The organism is Xylanibacter rodentium (assembly GCF_013166575.1).
GTDB classification, from domain to species: domain Bacteria; phylum Bacteroidota; class Bacteroidia; order Bacteroidales; family Bacteroidaceae; genus Prevotella; species Prevotella rodentium.
Map to the genome: position 1 here is coordinate 51,953 of NZ_JABKKE010000014.1, position 21,722 is coordinate 73,674.

Annotated in this window: 21 protein-coding genes; 14 read left to right on the forward strand and 7 right to left on the reverse strand. The window is 48.8% G+C overall.

Annotated features, from left to right (window positions below; translation table 11 throughout):
• Positions 1-116: 116 nt before the first annotated feature.
• The 3 genes from rfbC to rfbD are packed head-to-tail and all read right to left on the reverse strand — an operon-like array spanning position 117 to position 2,723.
• Positions 117-686, reverse strand: coding sequence for a dTDP-4-dehydrorhamnose 3,5-epimerase (rfbC, locus tag HPS55_RS09160; protein WP_172177899.1), 570 nt, complete (start codon positions 684-686; stop codon positions 117-119).
• Entirely contained in the window at positions 687-1,817 is a 1,131-nt protein-coding gene (locus tag HPS55_RS09165; protein ID WP_172177901.1) for a dTDP-glucose 4,6-dehydratase, read from the reverse strand.
• A 39-nt stretch (positions 1,818-1,856) separates the two neighbouring features.
• Entirely contained in the window at positions 1,857-2,723 is an 867-nt protein-coding gene (gene rfbD, locus HPS55_RS09170) for a dTDP-4-dehydrorhamnose reductase (protein ID WP_172177903.1), read from the reverse strand.
• A 727-nt stretch (positions 2,724-3,450) separates the two neighbouring features.
• Between rfbD and HPS55_RS09175 the strand changes: the two genes are divergently transcribed.
• Positions 3,451-4,398 carry an alpha/beta hydrolase gene (locus HPS55_RS09175; protein WP_172177905.1) on the forward strand — a complete coding sequence of 316 codons (948 nt, stop codon included), beginning with the start codon at positions 3,451-3,453 and terminating at the stop codon, positions 4,396-4,398.
• A gap of 59 nt (positions 4,399-4,457) precedes the next feature.
• Here the strand turns inward: HPS55_RS09175 and HPS55_RS09180 are convergent, their stop codons facing one another.
• Both HPS55_RS09180 and HPS55_RS09185 read right to left on the reverse strand, forming a co-directional pair.
• Positions 4,458-5,258: a glycosyltransferase family 2 protein gene (locus HPS55_RS09180; RefSeq protein WP_172177907.1), complete on the reverse strand. Its 801-nt coding sequence runs from the start codon at positions 5,256-5,258 to the stop codon at positions 4,458-4,460.
• A 20-nt stretch (positions 5,259-5,278) separates the two neighbouring features.
• Entirely contained in the window at positions 5,279-6,532 is a 1,254-nt protein-coding gene (locus HPS55_RS09185; RefSeq protein WP_172177908.1) for a glycosyltransferase, read from the reverse strand.
• Positions 6,533-6,884: 352 nt separating this feature from the next.
• Between HPS55_RS09185 and argS the strand changes: the two genes are divergently transcribed.
• The 3 genes from argS to HPS55_RS14240 all read left to right on the forward strand — a co-directional run bounded on the left by argS (position 6,885) and on the right by HPS55_RS14240 (position 9,726).
• Positions 6,885-8,699: an arginine--tRNA ligase gene (argS, locus tag HPS55_RS09190; RefSeq protein WP_172177910.1), complete on the forward strand. Its 1,815-nt coding sequence runs from the start codon at positions 6,885-6,887 to the stop codon at positions 8,697-8,699.
• 12 nt (positions 8,700-8,711) lie between these two features.
• Entirely contained in the window at positions 8,712-9,167 is a 456-nt protein-coding gene (locus tag HPS55_RS09195) for an RNase H family protein (protein WP_172177911.1), read from the forward strand.
• A gap of 325 nt (positions 9,168-9,492) precedes the next feature.
• Positions 9,493-9,726, forward strand: a complete 234-nt coding sequence (locus HPS55_RS14240; protein WP_253945871.1) for a hypothetical protein — start codon at positions 9,493-9,495, stop codon at positions 9,724-9,726.
• A gap of 245 nt (positions 9,727-9,971) precedes the next feature.
• Here HPS55_RS14240 and ribD read toward each other — a convergent pair whose 3' ends face one another.
• Entirely contained in the window at positions 9,972-10,916 is a 945-nt protein-coding gene (gene ribD / locus HPS55_RS09205; protein ID WP_172177912.1) for a bifunctional diaminohydroxyphosphoribosylaminopyrimidine deaminase/5-amino-6-(5-phosphoribosylamino)uracil reductase RibD, read from the reverse strand.
• An 80-nt stretch (positions 10,917-10,996) separates the two neighbouring features.
• Between ribD and prmC the strand changes: the two genes are divergently transcribed.
• The 7 genes from prmC to HPS55_RS09240 all read left to right on the forward strand — a co-directional run bounded on the left by prmC (position 10,997) and on the right by HPS55_RS09240 (position 16,617).
• Positions 10,997-11,884, forward strand: a complete 888-nt coding sequence (prmC, locus tag HPS55_RS09210; RefSeq protein ID WP_172177913.1) for a peptide chain release factor N(5)-glutamine methyltransferase — start codon at positions 10,997-10,999, stop codon at positions 11,882-11,884.
• Between the two features lie 71 nt (positions 11,885-11,955).
• Positions 11,956-12,468: a regulatory protein RecX gene (locus HPS55_RS09215; protein ID WP_172177914.1), complete on the forward strand. Its 513-nt coding sequence runs from the start codon at positions 11,956-11,958 to the stop codon at positions 12,466-12,468.
• Entirely contained in the window at positions 12,458-13,159 is a 702-nt protein-coding gene (locus tag HPS55_RS09220; protein ID WP_172177916.1) for a ComF family protein, read from the forward strand. Before HPS55_RS09215 ends, HPS55_RS09220 begins: the two co-directional genes overlap by 11 nt.
• Before the next feature lie 233 nt (positions 13,160-13,392).
• Entirely contained in the window at positions 13,393-14,031 is a 639-nt protein-coding gene (gene pyrE / locus HPS55_RS09225) for an orotate phosphoribosyltransferase (protein ID WP_172177918.1), read from the forward strand.
• Positions 14,032-14,238: 207 nt separating this feature from the next.
• Positions 14,239-14,652 (forward strand): SRPBCC family protein, encoded by a 414-nt coding sequence (locus HPS55_RS09230; RefSeq protein ID WP_172177920.1) that lies wholly within the window; start codon positions 14,239-14,241, stop codon positions 14,650-14,652.
• Positions 14,653-14,671: 19 nt separating this feature from the next.
• Entirely contained in the window at positions 14,672-16,021 is a 1,350-nt protein-coding gene (gene argH / locus HPS55_RS09235) for an argininosuccinate lyase (RefSeq protein WP_172177922.1), read from the forward strand.
• Positions 16,018-16,617, forward strand: a complete 600-nt coding sequence (locus HPS55_RS09240; RefSeq protein ID WP_172177924.1) for a hypothetical protein — start codon at positions 16,018-16,020, stop codon at positions 16,615-16,617. Before argH ends, HPS55_RS09240 begins: the two co-directional genes overlap by 4 nt.
• Positions 16,618-16,648: 31 nt before the next feature.
• Here HPS55_RS09240 and HPS55_RS09245 read toward each other — a convergent pair whose 3' ends face one another.
• Positions 16,649-17,056 (reverse strand): GNAT family N-acetyltransferase, encoded by a 408-nt coding sequence (locus HPS55_RS09245; protein WP_172177926.1) that lies wholly within the window; start codon positions 17,054-17,056, stop codon positions 16,649-16,651.
• 1,085 nt (positions 17,057-18,141) lie between these two features.
• Between HPS55_RS09245 and HPS55_RS09250 the strand changes: the two genes are divergently transcribed.
• The 3 genes from HPS55_RS09250 (at position 18,142) to HPS55_RS09260 (ending at position 21,555) form a co-directional block, all read left to right on the forward strand.
• Entirely contained in the window at positions 18,142-18,945 is an 804-nt protein-coding gene (locus tag HPS55_RS09250) for a hypothetical protein (RefSeq protein ID WP_172177928.1), read from the forward strand.
• 301 nt (positions 18,946-19,246) lie between these two features.
• Positions 19,247-20,107 carry an energy transducer TonB gene (locus HPS55_RS14245; RefSeq protein ID WP_253945872.1) on the forward strand — a complete coding sequence of 287 codons (861 nt, stop codon included), beginning with the start codon at positions 19,247-19,249 and terminating at the stop codon, positions 20,105-20,107.
• A 620-nt stretch (positions 20,108-20,727) separates the two neighbouring features.
• A complete protein-coding gene (locus tag HPS55_RS09260; protein WP_172177930.1) occupies positions 20,728-21,555 on the forward strand; it encodes an energy transducer TonB in 828 nt (275 codons plus the stop codon).
• Positions 21,556-21,722: the final 167 nt, after the last annotated feature.

Below are 21,722 nucleotides of genomic sequence, written 5' to 3' on the forward strand. Positions count from 1 at the left end.
AGACATAAAACAGGAATAAAACAAACAAGACGTCAAGCAAGGGCTATATCAGAAAAACAGCAGCCATCCGACATGGCACTATCTTTTCCGATACAGCCCTTGCTTGTCTCCTGACATCAATACAGATCTACATTAATATCAAAAGGACTGTCGAAATCTTTCAGCACCTCGTGTCTGGTATCCTTCTCCGAAAGAATGGCATGTTCGGTGGGTATCCGCCAGTCAATGCCAAGAGAATCATCTATGATTGATATACCTCCGTCAGTCTCGGGATGATAGAACTCGTCACACTTGTACTGGAACACCGCCGTATCACTCAACACGGCAAAACCATGTGCAAAACCTCTCGGAATGAAGAATTGCCGATGATTGTCTTCCGTCAGTTCCACAGCCACATGCCTACCATACGTGGGCGATCCTTTGCGGATGTCCACCGCAACGTCGAGCACAGCGCCCTTCACACATCTCACCAACTTGCTCTGCGTGAACGGCGGACGCTGGAAATGCAGACCACGCATCACACCATACGAACTCATGCTCTCGTTGTCCTGACAAAACTCTATATGGCGGATTTTCTCATCAAACTCGCGCTGAGAAAAACTTTCAAAGAAATACCCACGGGCATCCTTGAAGATACGTGGCTCAATGATTACCACGCCTTCTATATCTGTCTTTATTACCTCCATTTATCTGTTGTACATATCCTGATAATACTTCTGATAGTCGCCGCTGGTCACGTTGTCCATCCATTCCTGATTGTCCAGATACCAGCGCACAGTCTTCTCGATACCCTCCTCAAACTGCAGACTCGGCTCCCACCCCAGTTCACGCTGTAGCTTGCGAGAGTCAATGGCGTAGCGCATATCGTGCCCCATACGGTCTGTAACATAGGTTATCAGGTCGTCATCGGCACCCTCAGGGCGTCCCAGCAGACGGTCCACCGTCTTGATTACAACGCGGATGATGTCGATGTTCTTCCACTCGTTAAATCCACCTATATTATAGGTATCGGCTATCTTTCCCTTATGGAATATCACATCGATGGCACGGGCATGGTCCTCCACATACAGCCAATCGCGCACGTTGAGCCCCTCACCGTATACCGGCAACGGCTTGCGATGACGGATGTTGTTGATAAACAGCGGAATGAGTTTCTCGGGGAACTGATACGGACCGTAATTGTTAGAGCAGTTGGTCACGATGGTGGGCATACCGTAGGTGTCGTGGAACGCACGTACGAAATGGTCGGAACCGGCTTTCGATGCCGAATATGGCGAATGTGGGGTGTACTTTGTCGTCTCAAGGAAGAAATCTTCACCGTAGGCATGGTGATGCTCCGACGACGAAGCCTTGGTGGTAAACGGCGACTCTATGCCCTCGGGGTTGGTGAGCTGCAGCGCGCCATACACCTCGTCGGTCGAAATGTGATAGAATCGCTTGCCCTCGTATTTCTCGGGCAGGCTCTCCCAATATTCCTTCGCTGCCTGCAACAGCGTGAGCGTGCCCATCACGTTGGTCTGAGCAAAGGTGAATGGGTCCTTTATCGAGCGGTCCACGTGGCTCTCGGCGGCCAGATGGATGATGCCGTCCACACTGTGCTCGCGCATCAGTCTGCGGATAAGCTCGAAGTCGCAGATGTCACCCTTCACGAAAGTATAGTTGGGCTTGTCCTCTATATCCTTCAAATTGGCCAGATTGCCGGCATACGTCAGCTTGTCGAGGTTGATTATATTATACTCGGGATATTTGTTCACGAACAGTCTCACCACATGAGAACCGATGAATCCGGCACCGCCGGTGATAATTATATTCTTCATTTCAATGTTGTTTTTTATCAGATATAGGACAATGTGGGATTACTCGGCCAGCTCTGCGATGCACTTCTTCAGCGAGTCGGTCCAGTAAGGCACCGTCACACCGAACGTGCTCTTCAGTTTGCTCTTGTCAAGCACGGAGAAATGTGGGCGCTCCACCGGACTGGGAAACTCCTCACTGTAGCACGGCTGTATGTCGCACGTGTTGCCGCTAAGCTCGCAGATGGCCTTGGCAAAGTCGAACCATGAGCACACTCCTTCGTTGGAGAAGTGATAAACGCCTGTCTTGTCGAGTTGTCCGCTCCCGATGATATGGCCTATCACGGCCGCCAGATCGCCGGCATAGGTGGGAGTGCCCACCTGGTCGAACACCACCTTCAACGTGTCGCGTGTGGCCGTTAGGTTCTGCATAGTCTTCACGAAGTTCTTGCCCCACTTGGAATACAGCCACGCCGTGCGTATTATGATGTGCTTGCAGCCCGTGGCCTCGATGCTCTTCTCGCCTGCCAGCTTTGTCTTGCCGTACACTCCAAGCGGATTTGTGGGCCACTCCTCGCGACATGGCACGTTACGGTCGCCCTGGAACACGTAGTCGGTCGACACGTGTATCAGCGTTCCATCAACCTCCTTCATGGCCTGCGCCAGATTTCCGGCAGCCTTGTTGTTGAGCATATCGGCCAGTTCGACGTCAGTCTCGGCCTTGTCTACATTGGTATATGCGGCGCAGTTCACTATCACTTCAATCTCCCTTTCGGCCACCATACGGCGTACGGCTTCCACATCAGTGATGTCCAGTCGCTCGTATCCCCCGGCAACATCGGTAAATACAAATTTATCTCCGCTCTTCTCAGCCACCGACTGCATCTCATGTCCGAGCTGTCCGTTGGCTCCTGTCACTAATATATTCATTTGTCTTCGTTTAAATTTTCTTTTAAAGTCCGGCATATAATGCCCAACGCCATATAATCGACATCAAGTATTTATCGTAGTCATTCTCCAGCATAAGCTACGCCACTTCGCGAAGTTTATCCGATGTATTCCCTACCTATATAGATATGCCGTTGCAAATTTAATGTTTTATTTTGACTTTCCTTATCTTTTAATTGGATTTTGTAATCGAAAAAAAATATCCATACATGAAAGCCAATGATTGCAAACTATATTATAAGTTAGTCAACAAAATTAAACTATATCATCCTCCGGACAGAACGTGCCCTGACAGAACGCGCCCCAACGGGGCAACAAGCACATAGCCCGGGGTGCCGCTTCGCTCTACCCCGGGCTATGCGCTTGCTGCCTTTTCAAGGCGCATCCATCATATATCCGGACGATTATGTAGTTTAATTTTGTTGACCAACTTAAGTAGGTATTCAGAATTAATCGTATATAACCGTAATCTCATTTTGGAACAATCTGATGATAATTGATTTTGAATACCTAATCTTACAACCGTAAAGCAGACACAACAGATACCGACATCCTAACCATCGGATATTTAACGGATATCAACAAAACGTAAATAGTGTATCATTATGTTTTTATGTCAGAAAAATCTGTTTTTATGTCAAAAGAATATTGCAATAAAGAAGAAATGTATTACATTTGCTGTGATGTATGATAAAAGAAGAATAAGTTTATGAAGAAAAAGAGAATAATATATTCAGTCTTGGCGGTTGTCATTGTTCTCGTTACCGCCATTACATGGAGCGGACTATACATGCTTTCTTATTCGCTCACACCCGATCCCAACAGGCACGACATGGACAGTGCATACGCCACGCTATACAGCAATTACCCATATATGCAGGAGTGGACGGACAGCATGCGCCGATGCGGAGCATTGCGCGATACATTTGTCACCATGCCTTCCGGCGAACGCCATCATGCCCTATATGCACGCAACGATTCCGCCCACGGCCGCACGGCCGTAGTGGTTCACGGATATAAGGACTGCGCGGTGAAGTTTCTTTTTCTTGGTCATATGTATCATCACTGTCTGGGCTACAACGTACTGATACCCGACCTGCATGCCCACGGGCTGAGCGACGGTAAGGAAATTCAGATGGGATGGAAAGACCGCAAAGACGTTATAAAGTGGACAGAAGTGGCAGAACAGACATTCCGCGACAGCACACGCGAGTCACAGATTGTGGTACACGGTGTGTCGATGGGTGCGGCCACGACGATGTGTGTGTCAGGCGAGGAACTGCCGCGGTATGTAACATGCTTTGTCGAGGATTGCGGATATACGAGCGTATGGGACGAGTTCAGCGTGCAACTAAAGGAACAGTTCGGCTTGCCGTCGTTCCCGCTATTACCTGTAACAAGTATGCTATGTCGTCTGAAATACGGATGGAGTTTCGGACAGGCCTCACCGTTGAAACAGGTGGCCAAATGTCGCCGCCCCATGCTCTTCATACATGGCGAAACCGACACATTCGTGCCGTCATGGATGGTTTTCCCCCTGTACACAGCCAAACATGGATACAAAGAAATGTGGATAACGCGAGGCACCGAACATGCCAGCTCGTTTTACGATTATCCCGACGAATACAGGGACAGGATTATGACATTTCTCAGGTAAGTAGATATTCAAAATCAATTATCATCAGATTAAGGTTATATACGATTAATTTTGAATACCTACTTAAAACCTAATCTCCTTATAAAGTTCCTTAATACAAACCAGCAGTGCATCAGCAGTGTCGGCAAAGCCCCATAATGATATGCCATGACACGATAGCGCTCTTTCAGCGAAGCACGATGATGCAGTGTGGTCTGCCCCTCCTCTGTGTAGCATGCCACGGTAGTACCGGTATTCGTTATCGGCAAGCCTTGTCTCTCTGCTGCTTTCATCACCCGTATGCACCAATCGACATCAGCCGAGTATCTGTAACGCAAGTCATAGTGTATGGCTCGCGCAATGTCGGTGCGTGCATAGAATGCCTGATGGCACACCAGCATGCCGTGCATGAACGAGCGCCATGCAAGACGACGGGGCGGACGCAAGCGTCGCGGATAAAGGTAACGCCCTTCAGAGTCGACAATATCCGTATCTCCATAAACCACTGCAGGCCGATTTCCATGCGACATTTGTTCTCCACACGCTTTTGCCGCCACGACGGTCAGCACTTCTGCATCAGGGAAAAAGTCTCCGGCATTCAGAAAAAGTACATAATCGCCCGTGGCCCTGTCCAATCCCTTGTTCATGGCGTCATACAGTCCGTTGTCGGATTCGGATGTTATGACAACGTCATGGCCGGAATCCGCCTCACGTGAACGGCGTTCATAATCGCGCGCCACATCAAGCGTAGCGTCCGTAGAAGCCCCGTCCACTATTATGTGTTCCACGCAGGGCCATGTCTGTGCAAATACGCTGTCCACCGTGCGCGGCAATGCCTCAGCAGCATTGTATGTGATGGTTATTATGCTGAATTTCATCATATCGTCTGTTATTGAGAGCCTCAGGCCTTCGTTCCGGATATACTGTTGTACAATTGTATGTATTTTCCGGCTACGGTGCTCTCCGAATACCGGCACATGACGTCTTTTCTCAGGTCACGACGCGGCAGACTCGTACGGAGAGCCCAGTCAATACCGGCTGCAAGATCTTCCACGGACATGTGGCGGGCCAGATATCCGTTCTGCTTATGGCGTATGATGTCGGTCTGCCCGCTGTTATCGAACGACACCGGAGTGCATCCGCAGGCCATGGCCTCGATGATGGTCTGTCCGAATGTCTCGTAAAGCGACGACGAAACAAGAACGTCGGATGCCGAATACAGCTGCGAAAGCGTCTCCTCATCAGTCACATGCCCCATATGGGTGTAGGGCACAGGAATGCCGTCCAACGCCTCTGACGAACGTACGCTTCCGAAAAGAATCAGATGCAAATCGTCAGGGCTGTAGCCCATGCGTGTCGTCATATAGGCGAGAGCCGACTTAAGATAGCCGAATCCTTTTATAGGGATATCAATACGTGCCGCACCGAAAATGACTACATGGCGGGCACGTATTGAAAGCATAGAGCGCGAGTCGAGACGGTCGGACATGCGGAAATGCGACAGAGACAGCACATTGGGTATTACCGTGACGTCATGGCCACGCATCAGCGATGCCGAGCGGGCCATATCAGCCAGCCATCTGCTCACGGCAACAAAGTGCACCTTGCCTGCACTCATGACACGTTTTTTGCGGCGATGTGTCACGGCGGCCAAGTCATTCTTTCCGGGAAAGCGCAAAAACGGACAGCAGGAACACTCTCCATGAAACTTCTCACACCCATGCGAATAATGACACACTGATGTTGCGGGCCACATGTCGTGCATGGTCCATACCACAGGTTTGCCTCCGGATATTATCTTGCGTATACCTCCAAGCGAAAGCATGCCCTGATTAATCCAATGCAGATGTATCACGTCGGCTTCACGGTATTCATTGGTTTGCGTGATGTCGACACCGGCACAGGCGGTAGACACGGTGAACAGATTCTTACGGCTCAGTCCGTTGGCTATCCATATCACCACACGCTCCCACAGAAAACCAAGTCTGTAGCGCCAGTGTTGTCCGTATCGCGACACATAAACGGCTCCCGTCTGTTTGTCGGCCACCATCATTCGGGCCTTTACACCGTTGTTTATCAGCGCCTCGGTAAGCCGGCGGGCTGCGACAGAGGCACCGCCCGCACTGTCGCTCGTATTCACTATAAGTACTCTCATCGGCACATTCTGAATTAAATCGACATTAAATCAATGTGAACTTCAGGACAAAGGTAATGCAAAAAATCGGTTTTAAACATATTGCCGGCACTGTTTTTTCAGGATTCCATCTACATGCTCAGCCAACCGGATGGTGCCGGCCGGATGGCAGTGCCCGCACCGAGGAGACAGTACAAGGCCGCGGAACCGGCAGTACGGCAGCCTTGTACTGTCAGTTCAACGGCCTTGTACCGGCAGTTCAAAGGCTCTGTACCGTAATGAAAACTATTCTTGCCGTTTCCGTTGATTATTCCGGTGTTTTTTGGTAACTTTGCCGCCAAAACGAAATATAACATAAAAACATACCCGAAATATGAGTATCGAAGACATAATTTGCTGCACCGTGAAAGATGCCGTGAAGGCTCTCTACGGACAGGATGTACCGGAAAAAATGGTGCAGTTGCAGAAAACCAAGCGCGAGTTTGAGGGCAATATCACACTCGTGGTGTTCCCGTTTCTGAAGATTTCCAAGAAAAAACCGGAGGATACGGCGCAGGAGATAGGCGAATATCTTGTGAAGAGTTGTGAGGCCGTAGCCGCATTCAACGTGGTGAAAGGATTCCTCAATCTGGTAATCTCGGGTGAAGCATGGCTCGCATTGCTGGCCGACATCGACGCTGATGCCCGATTCGGACACAAGGCGGCTACAGACGGAAGCCCGCTCGTGATGATAGAGTATTCGTCGCCCAACACCAACAAACCGCTGCATCTGGGCCACGTGCGCAACAATCTGCTGGGATGGTCGCTGGCGCAGATAATGGAAGCCAACGGCAACCGCGTGGTGAAGACCAACATTGTGAACGACCGAGGCATACACATCTGCAAGTCGATGCTGGCATGGTTGAAATACGGTAACAGCGAGACTCCCGAGACGAGCGGAAAGAAAGGCGACCATCTGATAGGCGACTACTACGTGGCTTTCGACAAACACTATCGCGAGGAGGTGAAAGAACTTACAGCGAAGTTCACGGCCGATGGCATGACCGAAGAGGAAGCCGAGAAGAAAGCCAAGGAGGAGGCACCGCTGATACGCGAAGCACACGACATGCTGGTCAAATGGGAGCAGAACGACCCCGAGGTGCGCGCACTGTGGAAACGGATGAACGACTGGGTATACGCCGGATTCGACGAGACCTACCGTGCCATGGGCGTAGGCTTCGACAAGATATACTACGAGAGCGAGACCTATCTGCGCGGCAAGGCCAAGGTGGAGGAAGGACTTGAGAAAGGCCTCTTCTTCCGCAAGGAGGACAACAGCGTGTGGGCCGACCTTACCGGTGAGGGCCTCGACCAGAAACTGCTGCTGCGCTCCGACGGCACATCAGTATACATGACGCAGGATATCGGCACGGCCGAAATGCGTTTCAAGGATTTCCCCATTGACAAGATGATATACGTGGTAGGCAACGAACAGAACTATCACTTCCAGGTTCTCTCGATACTGCTCGACCGCCTGGGCTTCAAATGGGGCCGCGAGCTGGTGCACTTCTCATACGGTATGGTCGAACTGCCCAACGGCAAAATGAAGAGCCGCGAGGGAACGGTGGTAGACGCCGACGACCTGATGGCACTGATGGTGGCCGACGCACGCAAGACGAGCGAGGAGGCCGGCAAGTTTGACGACATGAGCGAGGAAGAACGCAGCGAGATAGCCCGCATAGTGGGCATGGGAGCACTGAAGTACTTCATCCTCAAGGTTGACGCGCGCAAGAACATGCTGTTCAACCCTGAGGAGTCAATCGACTTCAACGGCAACACAGGCCCGTTCATACAGTATACCCACGCACGCATACGCAGCATACTGCGCAAAGCCGGCACAGAGGCATCGCTGCCCGCCAACCGCACCTCGGGCAACATACTCAACGACAAGGAGATAGCGCTGATACAGAAGATGAACGAATACGGTGCGGCCGTGGCACAGGCAGGCAAGGACTACAGCCCGAGCGGAATTGCCAATTACTGCTACGAGCTGACCAAGGAATTCAACCAGTTCTACCACGACTACAGCATTCTGCGCGAGGAGGACGAAACCAAGAAACAGATGCGCCTTGTGCTGGCACGCAACGTGGCCAAGATAATAAAGAACGGTATGTCATTGTTGGGCATCGAGGTGCCGGAACGTATGTAAACGGACTCGGACATGTACAATCCACCCGACTATCGTCACGACACTGTATTGCCGCTGCATCCGGATGTTAGGGCCGATGCCTGGGCTGTAGATGCTGCATGCTCAGGCAACCCAGGACCTATGGAATACCGTGGCATCGACCTTGCCACCGGGCAGCAGGTGTTCCATTTCGGCCCGGTACACGGCACGAACAACATCGGTGAGTTTCTTGCCATCGTGCATGCTCTGGCACTGATGGACCGGTGCGGCATAAGCAAGACTATCTATTCCGACAGCTACAACGCCATTCTGTGGGTGAACAAGGGCAAGTGCAAGACCAAGCTGGAGCGCACCCCGAAGACGGAAGAGCTGTACAACGTGATAGCACGGGCCGAACGGTGGCTCGCCACGCACAAATACAAGACTCCTATCATCAAGTGGGAAACGCAGAAGTGGGGCGAGGTGCCGGCCGATTTCGGAAGAAAATAAGCTATTTAATTGATTATTGAGAATTGAGAATGGATAATTCTGATTAGCACTGTTGGCCAGCGCGGCAGCAAAACCATTGTATCAAAACCACCACCGGTATCTTTACCCAAAGCTAATCATAATTATCCATTCTCCATTTTCAATTATATGAATACCTGATATTTGTTGCTAAAAACAATAAATAAGGTTGTATACATACAACCTTATTAAAAAGATTTTGTATATTTGCACTGTGTGATAACAAATATGATACCACTATGAAATATCTGAATATACGAAGGCTTTGACCGCATGGCAAGATTTACAGCCATTGTCTGAAAAGGATATGGAAAGGCTTAGTCGTCGCTTCACTGTTGACTTCAACTATAACAGCAATCACATTGAGGGCAGCACACTGACTTATGGTCAGACGGAAATATTGTTGCTCTTCGGCAAAGTTATCGGAGAGGCTGATGTACGTGATGTGCAGGAAATGACTGCAAGCAATGCGGGACTGCGTATGATGAAATATGAGGCGAAAAGAATGAGAATGTATGGTGATATGATGGTGAACGAATAGCATTTCGAACTTCCAATTACACAAGAATACTTAATGCCATGCGGACACAACCTACACTTACGCTTGCAGACATGAAAGAAATAACAGGCATAAGTATCGCTGCCATTCAAAAGCTGCTCGACCAACTTATTCATAGAAAATAAGTGGAGTGAGGCGCAAAGGATGGTAGTTGGCAAGTATTTGTGACCCAGTGACATACCAAGGTCAACCCAAGCCAAATCGTGAAAAGCTGATAAAATAGAGCCTTACTTGCCGGCAGAGAATATCTTTTTGTATATCGTCACCATATTACCATCATATTCTTCGTGTGACGTTACTGTAATGTTGTCGGGCAGTTGAGGTGCACGTGTGCCATGCCCGACGGCAAAGGGGGCAGTCTCCACACGTATCTCATCCCACAGACCTGCGGTTATGAACGAACTGTGAGTCTTTGCGCCACCTTCCACTATGAGCGACTGCACACCCTCACTGTACAGTCTGTCGACGAGTGTCTTTAGGTCTGTGTCGTGTCCGAGGACAATCTTCCTTGGGTCCGTCCCCGCCCAATAGCGCACATTCAACCCGGGATTGTCGCGCTCGGCAGTGACCCGTCCCACGAGTATGGCATCGTTCTCCGCACGCAACTTGTGACTCAGCATCCTCGTAAATCCGTTGGATATCATCACAGGACGGAAGTCATCGTCGATAAATCCGTCAGATGTCTGCGCCCATTTCAATATTATGTACGGCCGATGCAGACTGTGATACGTAAAGAAACGCTTGTTCAGCTCGCGGCATTCCCGCTCGAGCACACCCACCGTCACCTCGATACCGGCATTCCGAATCATCTCTATGCCACGGCCCTGAACACAAGCAAACGGGTCGACACATCCCACAACGACACGGCGCACACCTTTTTTTATTATCAATCCGGCACACGGCGGTGTCTTGCCGTAATGGGCACACGGCTCGAGACTCACATATATCGTAGCCTCGCACAACAACGGTTCGTCAACGGCCTTGACCGATGCAAAGGCATTCACTTCGGCATGTCCCTCACCACAACGCACATGATATCCCTCACCGATGATACGGCCACCATGCACTATCACCGCCCCCACCATAGGATTGGGACGGGCGTTGTCCTTTCCGCAGGCCGCAAGTTGCAGACATCTGCGCATATATTTTTCGTCTTCCGATATTCTGTCCATAGTTCTTCCTCCAAAGAAAACAAAATTCTCTATCCTGCCGACACGGAATATCATAGATTCTCCGTATATTTGCATACACAATGACCTACGAAGATCTCTGGCGGCCACTTGCCGCCATATACGGCAGCGGCGAGGCCAAAGCCATAGTCCGCTACGTGCTTGATGTGCGTTTCGGCATGTCGACCACTGATGTTTACTGCGGCAAAGTTACACAATTATCGGCAGAAGACTGCCACGAACTGCAAAAAATGACCGACAGGCTTATGAAAGCCGAGCCGGTACAATATGTTTTGGGGCAGGCCGACTTTTGCGGACGCACGATGAAGGTCGGGCCGGGAGTGCTGATACCACGACCGGAAACGGAAGAGCTATGTGAATGGATAGTCTCCTCAAATGAAAAATACAGAGCGCCCGATACCTTTTCCGAAAAAGAAACCTGCAACATCCGCCCCGCCATACTTGACATCGGCACAGGCAGCGGCTGCATTGCCATAACGCTGTCGCTCGACATACCGTCAGCAAAGGTGTCTGCATGGGACATATCGGCCGAGGCTCTTTCGTTTGCAAGGCTCAATGCCGCTGCACTCTGTGCGGAAGTCACATTCGAGACACAGGATGCGCTTGTCCCTCCAGATGACACAGCCCGCTGGGACATCATAGTAAGTAACCCGCCATACATCTGCCAACGGGAACGTACGGACATGGAACGCAACGTTGTCGACCACGAGCCGCATCAGGCATTGTTCGTGCCCGATGACGACCCGCTGCTTTTCTACAGCGCCATAGCCCGATATGCGGCACGGTCACTGAAACGAGACGGAAGGCTGTACTTCGAAATCAATCCGCTGTTTGCCGGTGATATTCAGACCATGCTACACGAATACGGCTTCACAATGACCGAGACCCGCAGCGACAGTTTCGGCAAGGAACGCTTCATAAAAGGTGTCATAACCGGCAGAAAACAATAAAAATCGGATTATGACACAATCTGACGAATGTCCTGGAACTCTATTTACACCGTAAACAAAAGACACGCATAATGAAAGAAATGACAGAACAGGAAGCCCGACTGCGGCTTTCAGCCATCTGCTCACAGGCAGAGCACTGCTCGCACGAGATGGTCGAGAAGATGAGACGATGGGGAGTGGCCGAAGAGGCTCAGGCACGCATCATGGAATATCTCACGACCAACAGGTTCGTGGACGACGAGCGGTTCGCACGGGCCTTTGCCATCGACAAAATCAAATACAACAAATGGGGACGGCGCAAGGTGGAACAGGCCATGTGGCAGAAACACATAGACAGTGACATACGGCAACGCGTGCTCGACGATATCAGCGAGGATGAGTATATGGCTGTGCTGCGCCCGCTATTGAAAAGCAAGCGCAAGAGCATACGTGCCGCAAACGAATATGAACTCAACACCAAACTGGCAAGGTTCGGGATAAGCCGCGGGTTCAGCTTTGACCAGATACGCCGCTGTCTCGGCGACGATGTGACCGGCATGACCGGACTGGACATTGAATACACAGACGGAGAATATGAGGATTAGTCTGCTCACCCGCCTGCTCGACCTCATATCACCGCGCACTTGTATCGTATGCGGCGCGCGACTGTCACCGACGGAAGACATCGTGTGCCAGTCATGTCTGTTACACCTGCCGCGCACAGGCTTTGCAAACTCTCCCAAAGACAATCCCATGGCCCGATTGTTCTGGGGACTTATGCCCGTGGAACAAGCAGCAGCCATGATTTACCACCAGCCACGATCGGAGTCAGCACGTATCATATACAACATGAAATATGCCGGCCGCGCCGATGCCGCCATAGCCATGGGACGGATAATGGCGTGTGAGTTTGCCGAAAAGGGATTCTTCGACGGCATCGACGTGATGGTGCCAGTGCCACTTACCGAAAGCCGCAAACGCAAGCGGGGTTACAATCAAAGTGAGCTCATTGCACGCGGCATCAGTGAAGTGACCGGCATTCCGGTAGACACCAAAGCTATGGAACGCACCGCATTTTCCGCAAGCCAGACAAGTCTCACACGGTGGGAACGCCAGGACAATGTAAAAGACTCTTTCAGCCTGAACGGCAGACACATACCGGCGGCAAACAGGCATGTGCTCATTGTTGACGACGTTGTCACATCGGGAGCCACCACGATGGCCTGCGGAAGCTGTCTGACATCCATTGAAGGCATTCGCCTTAGTGTCATCACACTGGCTTTTACGAAGAGTTAAAGACTTTCTAACCATGCCACCATCCTGCGTTTGACAAAGAATCCCTATCTTTCCTCTAAAGAAAAAATCATTTTATTTCTCCTGACGGTATATAATCTCGCGATTTATATGTAAATTTGCAAAGATAATTCCGGACTTCGGATTTTTTCACATTCCTCGTTTTTCCGACCGTGACAAAAGAATGCCGCACCAGACAAATTGAAGGTTATAACATAAAAAAACAATATAAGAAAATGAGCGCTATCAAAAAAACATTCGCATCAAAACTGCTCGAGGTGAAAGCCATAAAACTGCAGCCGGGCAATCCGTTCACATGGGCTTCCGGATGGAAGTCGCCGTTCTATTGCGACAACCGCAAGACACTGTCTTTTCCGCAACTGCGTGATTTCGTGAAGCTCGAGCTTTGCCACGCCATACAGGAAAACTTTCCCGAGGCAGAGGCCGTGGCCGGTGTAGCCACGGGAGCCATAGCCCAAGGTGCACTCGTGGCAGACGAGCTGTCGTTGCCTTTCGCATACGTACGCAGCAAACCTAAAGACCACGGTATGGAGAACCTCATTGAAGGCGAACTGCAACCCGGAGCAAAAGTCGTTGTCGTGGAAGACCTCATATCCACCGGCGGCAGCAGTCTCAAAGCTGTCGAGGCACTGCGCAAGCATGGCTGCGAGGTGGTGGGAATGGTGGCGTCATATACCTACGGTTTCCCCGTTGCCGAGAAGGCTTTTGCCGAAGCCGGAGTGAAACTCATCACCCTCACCGACTACGAGCACGTGGTGGCACAGGCGGCGGAGACAGGCTATATCGCCGCAGGCGACATTACCGTGCTCAACGAATGGCGCCAGAACCCGTCGGAATGGAAACGTGAAGCATAATTGAGAATTGAAAGTTGAGAATTGATAATTATGATATGCACCATTAAAGAGATGTAAGATGTTGCTCTTGAATCATATCATAATTATCAATTCTCAACTTTCAATTCTCAATTCATAAAAAGCCGGAATTGGCAAGCATACAACACGGCTCTTGAAGCCAATCATAATTATCAATTCCCAACTATCAATTCTCAATTAGAAAGAATTATGAGCAAATTTGAAAGTAGCATAAAACAAATACCATATTCCCAAACAGCTGTATACGACAAGATTAGCAACTTGGAGAATCTGGAGAAGATACGCGACCGCGTGCCCGAAGACAAGGTTAAAGACTTCCGCTTCGACCACGACTCGGTGAGCGTGAGCGTGGCGCCCGTGGGCGAGTTGCGGCTGCGCATCATAGACCGCGACGAACCGAAGTGCGTCAAGTTTGAGACAGAACAGTCGCCCATACCGTTCTATCTGTGGATTCAGATAGTGGCCGTAACCGAGACATCGTGCAAGATGAAAGTTACGGTGGAGGCCAGCCTCAACCCTTTCATCAAAGGTATGGTTTCGGGCCCGCTTAAAGAAGGTATAGAGAAAATAGCCGACGCATTGGCTATGATTCCATACGAATAAGAAAAAAGAAACGAAGACAATGGCAAGCAAACTTTGGGAAAAGAACTTTGAGATAAACAAGGAGATAGAACGGTTCACCGTAGGCAGCGACCGCGAGATGGACCTCTATCTGGCCAAGTATGACGTGATGGGGTCCATGGCCCACATCATAATGCTCGAGAGCATCGGACTGCTCGGCCGCGACGAACTGCCACGCCTGTTGACCGAGTTGCGCGACATATACGACACATGCGAACGCGGCGAATTCGTGATAGAAGACGGAGTGGAAGACGTTCACTCGCAGGTAGAGCTGATGCTTACACGCCGCCTGGGCGACATGGGCAAGAAGATACACAGCGGACGGTCGAGAAACGATCAGGTGCTGGTAGACCTGAAGCTTTTCACACGCCACGAGCTGAAAGAGGTGGCACTGGCAGTCGTGAAACTCTTCGATGAACTCATAGCCAAGAGCGACCGCTACAATAACGTGCTCATGCCCGGCTACACCCATCTGCAGGTGGCCATGCCAAGTTCGTTCGGACTGTGGTTCGGAGCACATGCCGAAAGTCTGGCCGACGACATGCTTTTCCTAAGCGCAGCCTACCGCATGACCAACCGCAACCCGCTCGGCTCGGCCGCCGGCTACGGCTCGTCGTTCCCGCTCGACCGCGAAATGACCACACGCCTGCTCGGTTTCGAATCAATGGACTACAACGTGGTTTATGCCCAGATGGGCCGCGGCAAGACCGAACGCAACGTGGCCTTTGCCATGGCCTCGGTTGCCGGCACACTGTCAAAACTGGCTTTCGACGCTTGTCTGTTCAACAGTCAGAACTTCTCGTTCGTGAGTCTGCCCAAGGAATGCACCACAGGGAGCTCGATAATGCCACACAAGAAGAATCCCGACGTGTTCGAACTGATACGTGCCAAAAGCAACAAGCTACAGGCACTGCCGCAGCAGATTCAGCTGATAATGAACAATCTGCCAACAGGATATTTCCGCGACCTTCAAATCATAAAAGAGGTATTCCTGCCGGCTTTCACCGAGTTGAAAGACTGTCTTGCCATGGCTGCATGGATTATCAGCCGCATCGAGGTCAACGAGCACATACTGGACAATCCTATATACGACCCTATGTTCTCCGTGGAGGAGGTGAACCGTCTGGCGGCTTCGGGCATGCCGTTCCGCGATGCCTACAAGACCGTGGGACTGGAGATTGAGGAAGGCCGGTTTGTGCCCGACAAGAACATCTGTCACACACACGCGGGCAGCATAGGCAACCTGTGCAACGACCGCATCACACAAATGATGGGTACAACGATGGACAGTTTCGGATTCGACGCCGTGGAGAAAGCAGAAAAGGAGCTGCTCGACCGCGCACGCCCATGACTGTAACGACCATAACGAAAAAGCTGCTCCGCAGAACACTGTACACTACAGCATCGGCGGCAATGACGGCACTGAGTATCGTCATTGCCGCTTCGTGCGACAAGGCCGAAGAACGTTTCAGCGACCGGCCGTGCTATTTCATGTTCCGGGCCGACTATCACAATACACATATATTGGCAAGGGTGCTGAACAATCCGGGCTTGTTCGTAAACGTAAAGACACAGAACCGCCAGGGCGTTCGGTATCTCATGGTCTCGGCACCGTTCGACATCCCGGCCGAGGACAAGGAAGTGGCACTGACAACAGAAATTGAAAACAGATACAGCTATACTCTTGGAGCCAACAACAGCCTGATAACAGGATGCTCGGTAACCAACGAGTGGCGTGCCTATGACGGTCAGTGTCCCTATTGCCTCGACAATCACAGTACCACGTTCTTCCCGCTCACATGGGCAGAAGGCAGCAACGGACAGGCCGTCCGCTGCAACAACTGCAAGCGTACGTACAATCTCAACTACGGAGCGTCGGCCGACGGTCACCGACTTGTGGAATACCGTGTAAGGTTCGACGGAAGAGTGCTCACGGTGAGCAACTGAAAGGTTTGCCGATTCTTAACAGTCTGCGGCATCACGTCCACAGTTCGGTAATATACATCGGGAATCCATGGTCAGACCTGCTGAATCCGCACGATTCGTAAAACTTTATGCCGTCTTCGTATGCCACGAGAAGTATACGTAGATAGTCCTTATACTTCTCCTTGGTCATTTCAACAAGACGCCGGCCGATGCCATGATGCTGATAATCGGGATCCACAAGCAGATAGTGGACATAGGCCGTCATCACCCCATCGTCCATAGCGCATATCATACCCACCAGACGGTCGCCGTCCCATGCCGAATATACCGTCTCGTAATTCTTCATGGCCTCGACAAGTTTGTCGGGATAGTGACCCGACGACCATTCCACAGACATGAAAAGACGTTCCAGCTCGTCACGTCCGAAAGCATGTATATCTTTATATTCAATATTATCCATTGTTGTCAGAAATCGATTGTATTTCGCAGACACCTAATGTATGTCCCATAGAGATTCTCACTTCCCATACCATGCCGGCTGTGAAAGAAACATTCATATATTCCAATATCACTATTTCCTACAGACATCAGCATGGTGTTTCCCTCCCCTGTCATATCTTACTATAAAAGGTCGGATTCAAATATATTCGGATTCAAAACTAACTAAAAATTTCCATAATTACATCACATTATGTTTTTTTAACCGTATATTTTCATTCTGAAAACAACATTCTCCCCCATATATTGCCTCAACAACATCATATCAGTATAATCCAGGAAAAACACAAAGATTCCCCATCCTCTTAGATCATATGGCACAAAAACAGAATATGATTTTATACCCTACAGGCTTCCCGACGACCTTCCTTTGTTGGAACAATCTTTACTTTAACATATGTTAAGCGACACCTTGACCGCGATTTTCAACCATGAGCCCGAAAACCGCAATTTTCGCTTCAAACGGGAAGCACTGACTGTCAGCACGTTACAACCACGAAGATTTGTCAAGAAAGCAGAGAGGGCCGTTTCACCTTGCAATAAGACCCTTATTGCATTGCGAAACAGGCCTCCCGGCACTGCCAAACGGCCGTTGCGGGAGTGTCGGGAGGCCCTTACGGCGAGTTGGCATGCCCAAAAATGTGTTTAAAGGAAGCATAAAGGCGCTACTGGCCTTTCTATTTTGCAAAAAACGAAATACGTTTTTTTCAGAATAAAACGTACAGATTCTAAGATCCGTATTTTATAGCTTTGCTTCTACAATCAGCTTTTAAATGTATAACCCACACTACAGTGAACAGTGTTTAATAAATGCTAATAAAAATCAAAATGGGGGGGGTAAAAGCTGTGATAACATTTTTTAAACATAAAATGTTACCTTTGCACTGTGAAATGAAACATACGTTTTCATCAAGCCAGATAAGCAGAGTGAGCTTGCCCAAACTCTGGCATGACAATAAAACGCAGGATGAAATCCAACGTTAGGAAAATACCGATAAGTATATCTTGATGTGGAAAGATGAATTATATTAAAAAAGCGAATAAATCATGATTAAAAAGACATTACTAAATTTATCACTAATCATCGGACTGATGAGCAGCGGAACTTGTTGGCTATTGGCCAATCCTGTGAAAATACACCGGAAAAGTCTTGCACTGGAAATAGAAAACAAGAGAAAGAAAGCAGAGGAAAAGAAAAGGCAAGAACAAGCAATAGAATACCGTAAGCTGGAAGATGAAAAAAGAAAAACAAAAAATTACAATCGTCTGTTGGCCTATCAGCAGCAAATAACAAAAATGAAAGATTTATATCTGTATATGTGGGACGACACATGCTATGTAAGCGGCATAAACAAGAACATCAACGAAATGACAGAGGCGGAAATTGACCGTCTTGCCGCCAACAAGGGTTGTGGACATATAGCAAAGGAAATTCGTTACGCAAAAAAAATGCTTAGCGACGGAAATCGAAAACTGCAAACCGGCAACTTGGAGTCAAAAGGCATATACCATGAGCAAAAATGCGACTATGCTCCCATTCCGCCAAAACCAGTCAATGATGTTGTCCAAAATGCCCCATATGGCAAACTTCGCAATGGAGAATCCTGTAATATCATTTATATCATCGACGAAAACGGAGAACTGGCTATGGCTATTGCTGTCAGTGCCGGTTCACCGGTACTTGACCAGTTTTATATATCCAAAATCAGGGCTTTGAAAAAATGGGTTCCGGGTATGAGACAAGGCAAACACGTCAGTGTAATGTACAATGCCACCAGTATGGTCCATAAAACACAATATTACTACCCCACTTATAACTTTAACAGATATCATCCGAGATCGAGATGGTAACGATTTGTCATCAAATTATATCAAGTAACATTCCACAAATAGATTAATGATTATGAAAAATAAGATATTTTCCAAAAATATATTAGCGGCAATCATATTACTCTCCATCACAATAAATGGTGTATTTGCTAATACCGCATCGGACATAAACATGGCACAAACAAATTCCAAAGACAATCGACAGAATGTCAAGAGTAATGTGTTTTCCCAATTAGTGAAACTAAACAAACAAGAGTTCATCCTCAGATGTAAATTTGACATACCAGACAATGAAGTGTTGCAGAAAACATTGGCTGGGAGAATGTTTGGTAACAATACACTATTGCTGAATCCTGCGTTACAGGATTTTCTGGCAAAGGCAGATATGACAAGCGACAAACTTCCCAAAAAACTTTACGGCAACAATTTCATATCAATGGGATGCCAATGCCTGAGTTCATACAACGGTCCCGACTATCAATTTGACACATATCTGTACTATGTGACACTGACGATAAACAATCTTTTGAAAAACGGAGGCGCAGGGCTGCCGAAAGAAACACGCGGACATATAACTTACGACACAAGACTGAGTAAAGTGCTTACCATAGCCGACATACTGACAGAGGAAACAATCAAATCAATGGAACTCGACGCCACGAGCACGAACATGCACATAACACCTATGGGCAAACTGATATGCTACACATCAGCTGATACGGGCAAGGAAATTGATATAAACTCGGAAAACAAGTCGATGTTCAGCGAGTATTTCAAAAAAATAATAAAAGAACCGATGAAAACAGAAGCTGAAGATATGCTGACAGCCAAAGAGATTGTTGCAGAAGAAGGACCCCAATATGAAGAAAAGCCTTTAGACATTGCCGAGGTGATGCCTTCGTTCCCCGGAGGTGACGCAGCAATGATGCAGTGGCTGAGCGTGAACATAACATATCCGCCCATTGCAGAAGAAAACGGAGTGCAGGGACGTGTAATCGTGAGATTCTACGTGGGAAAGGACGGCGCAATCTACAATCCAAAAGTTCTTAGAAGCGTAGACCCTTCACTTGACAAGGAAGCCCTCCGTGTAGTCAAGTCAATGCCAAGGTGGATTCCCGGAAAACAGAAAGGCGAGCCTGTGGCTGTGTATTTCACACTGCCGGTAACATTCCAATTGCAATAGGGAAACAACAGTCCATAAGAACAAACAGAGTGTTAGATGACTCCGTGAAAAGACAATATATAATAAGAACAGAATTAAACTACATTATCGTACATACAGAATGCGCCCCAACGGGGCAACAAGCACACAGCCCGGGGCAGAGCGCAGCGGCACCCCGGGTGTCATGTTCAATTAACCCATTCGCCCTTAAAGGGCAAAAGCATTCATTATCAAATACTTACACTTTTATACCCCATATATTTTTATGCTTTTGCCCTTTTAGGGCGCGAAGATTGGCAATGTTTTAATCCCGGGGTGCCGCTGCGCTCTGCCCCGGGCTGTGTGCTTGTTGCCCCGTTGGGGCGCATCCATCCAATGTACGGACGATATGTAGTTTAATTTTGTTGACTAACTTATTTGATGATTTCAGAAATGAACAACAAGTTTTGGACACCCTACTTGGCCGATTGTTATTATTTGTATCTTCATGTTAACCCAAACTAAAATACAAGAAAAAAAACACACAGACTGCATCCACCGATATAAAAAATGTTATCTTTGCAACGAAATACATAAACAAATATAGGGAAAATACCGATAGGTATATCTTTATGGGAAAAGAAGAATAAACTTTTAGAATTATGACAAACAAAGAATTTATCAAGAAAGGACTGTTGTTGGCAATGATGCTGATAAGTATGACAAGCAACATTGCTTGGGGGCAAAAACCTTTGGACGCTGCAGAGGTGATGCCATCTTTCCCCGGCGGTGAGACCGCGCTCATGCAGTGGCTGAGTCAAAACATAACATATCCGGCGATAGCTGAAAAGAACGGTGTGCAGGGACGCGTAATCGTACGGTTCGCCATAGGCAAGGACGGAGCGGTATGCGACCCGGAAATATTCCGCAGCATAGACCCGGCACTCGACAACGAAGCTCTCCGTGTGATTAAGGCCATGCCAAAATGGAAACCAGGAATGCAGAAAGGAGTTCCGGTGGCTGTGAATTTCACATTGCCAATCACATTCAGATTACCGGAAAAGACCAAGGATGTAAAACCGGAAGAGCGCCACAAAAACAGCGAAATACTGAAAGCCAAAGAGGTTATTTCGGAAGAAAGACCCAAATACGGAGAAAAACCTTTGGACGCTGCAGAGGTAATGCCATCATTCCCCGGCGGAACTGACGCACTCATACAGTGGCTGAGTCAAAACATAACATATCCGACAACAGCTGAAAAGAACGGTGTGCAGGGACGCGTAATCGTACGGTTCGCCATAGGCAAGGACGGAGGGGTATGCGACCCGAAAATAATCCACAGTGTAGACCCTGAACTCGACAAGGAAGCTCTCCGTGTAATCAAGGCCATGCCGAAATGGAAGCCCGGAATGCAGAAAGGGGTTCCGGTGGCTGTGTATTTCTCACTGCCAATCACATTTCAGCTGCCGGAACCGGAAACTGCTGAATAAGGGAAATCGAAAGTCATAAGAATGCGGACAGTTTAATTTGGCGAAGCTCTGATATCATATCATAAAGTAATGGTTATGTGGAATTCAAATCGCCAACCACCATTACATACGCATTCTTTTTGAGGCTTTCTTTTCAAGCCACATCAAAAAACGCACAAAACTTTTGG

What these genes read in the sequence shown, in the direction of transcription:
- rfbC (WP_172177899.1), bottom strand. Translation starts at nt 686, where the DNA reads ATGGAGGTAATAAAGACAGATATAGAAGGCGTGGTAATCATTGAGCCA.
- HPS55_RS09165 (WP_172177901.1), bottom strand. Translation starts at nt 1,817, where the DNA reads ATGAAGAATATAATTATCACCGGCGGTGCCGGATTCATCGGTTCTCAT.
- rfbD (WP_172177903.1), bottom strand. Translation starts at nt 2,723, where the DNA reads ATGAATATATTAGTGACAGGAGCCAACGGACAGCTCGGACATGAGATG.
- HPS55_RS09175 (WP_172177905.1), top strand. Translation starts at nt 3,451, where the DNA reads ATGAAGAAAAAGAGAATAATATATTCAGTCTTGGCGGTTGTCATTGTT.
- HPS55_RS09180 (WP_172177907.1), bottom strand. Translation starts at nt 5,258, where the DNA reads ATGATGAAATTCAGCATAATAACCATCACATACAATGCTGCTGAGGCA.
- HPS55_RS09185 (WP_172177908.1), bottom strand. Translation starts at nt 6,532, where the DNA reads ATGAGAGTACTTATAGTGAATACGAGCGACAGTGCGGGCGGTGCCTCT.
- argS (WP_172177910.1), top strand. Translation starts at nt 6,885, where the DNA reads ATGAGTATCGAAGACATAATTTGCTGCACCGTGAAAGATGCCGTGAAG.
- HPS55_RS09195 (WP_172177911.1), top strand. Translation starts at nt 8,712, where the DNA reads ATGTACAATCCACCCGACTATCGTCACGACACTGTATTGCCGCTGCAT.
- HPS55_RS14240 (WP_253945871.1), top strand. Translation starts at nt 9,493, where the DNA reads ATGGAAAGGCTTAGTCGTCGCTTCACTGTTGACTTCAACTATAACAGC.
- ribD (WP_172177912.1), bottom strand. Translation starts at nt 10,916, where the DNA reads ATGGACAGAATATCGGAAGACGAAAAATATATGCGCAGATGTCTGCAA.
- prmC (WP_172177913.1), top strand. Translation starts at nt 10,997, where the DNA reads ATGACCTACGAAGATCTCTGGCGGCCACTTGCCGCCATATACGGCAGC.
- HPS55_RS09215 (WP_172177914.1), top strand. Translation starts at nt 11,956, where the DNA reads ATGAAAGAAATGACAGAACAGGAAGCCCGACTGCGGCTTTCAGCCATC.
- HPS55_RS09220 (WP_172177916.1), top strand. Translation starts at nt 12,458, where the DNA reads ATGAGGATTAGTCTGCTCACCCGCCTGCTCGACCTCATATCACCGCGC.
- pyrE (WP_172177918.1), top strand. Translation starts at nt 13,393, where the DNA reads ATGAGCGCTATCAAAAAAACATTCGCATCAAAACTGCTCGAGGTGAAA.
- HPS55_RS09230 (WP_172177920.1), top strand. Translation starts at nt 14,239, where the DNA reads ATGAGCAAATTTGAAAGTAGCATAAAACAAATACCATATTCCCAAACA.
- argH (WP_172177922.1), top strand. Translation starts at nt 14,672, where the DNA reads ATGGCAAGCAAACTTTGGGAAAAGAACTTTGAGATAAACAAGGAGATA.
- HPS55_RS09240 (WP_172177924.1), top strand. Translation starts at nt 16,018, where the DNA reads ATGACTGTAACGACCATAACGAAAAAGCTGCTCCGCAGAACACTGTAC.
- HPS55_RS09245 (WP_172177926.1), bottom strand. Translation starts at nt 17,056, where the DNA reads ATGGATAATATTGAATATAAAGATATACATGCTTTCGGACGTGACGAG.
- HPS55_RS09250 (WP_172177928.1), top strand. Translation starts at nt 18,142, where the DNA reads ATGATTAAAAAGACATTACTAAATTTATCACTAATCATCGGACTGATG.
- HPS55_RS14245 (WP_253945872.1), top strand. Translation starts at nt 19,247, where the DNA reads ATGTTTGGTAACAATACACTATTGCTGAATCCTGCGTTACAGGATTTT.
- HPS55_RS09260 (WP_172177930.1), top strand. Translation starts at nt 20,728, where the DNA reads ATGACAAACAAAGAATTTATCAAGAAAGGACTGTTGTTGGCAATGATG.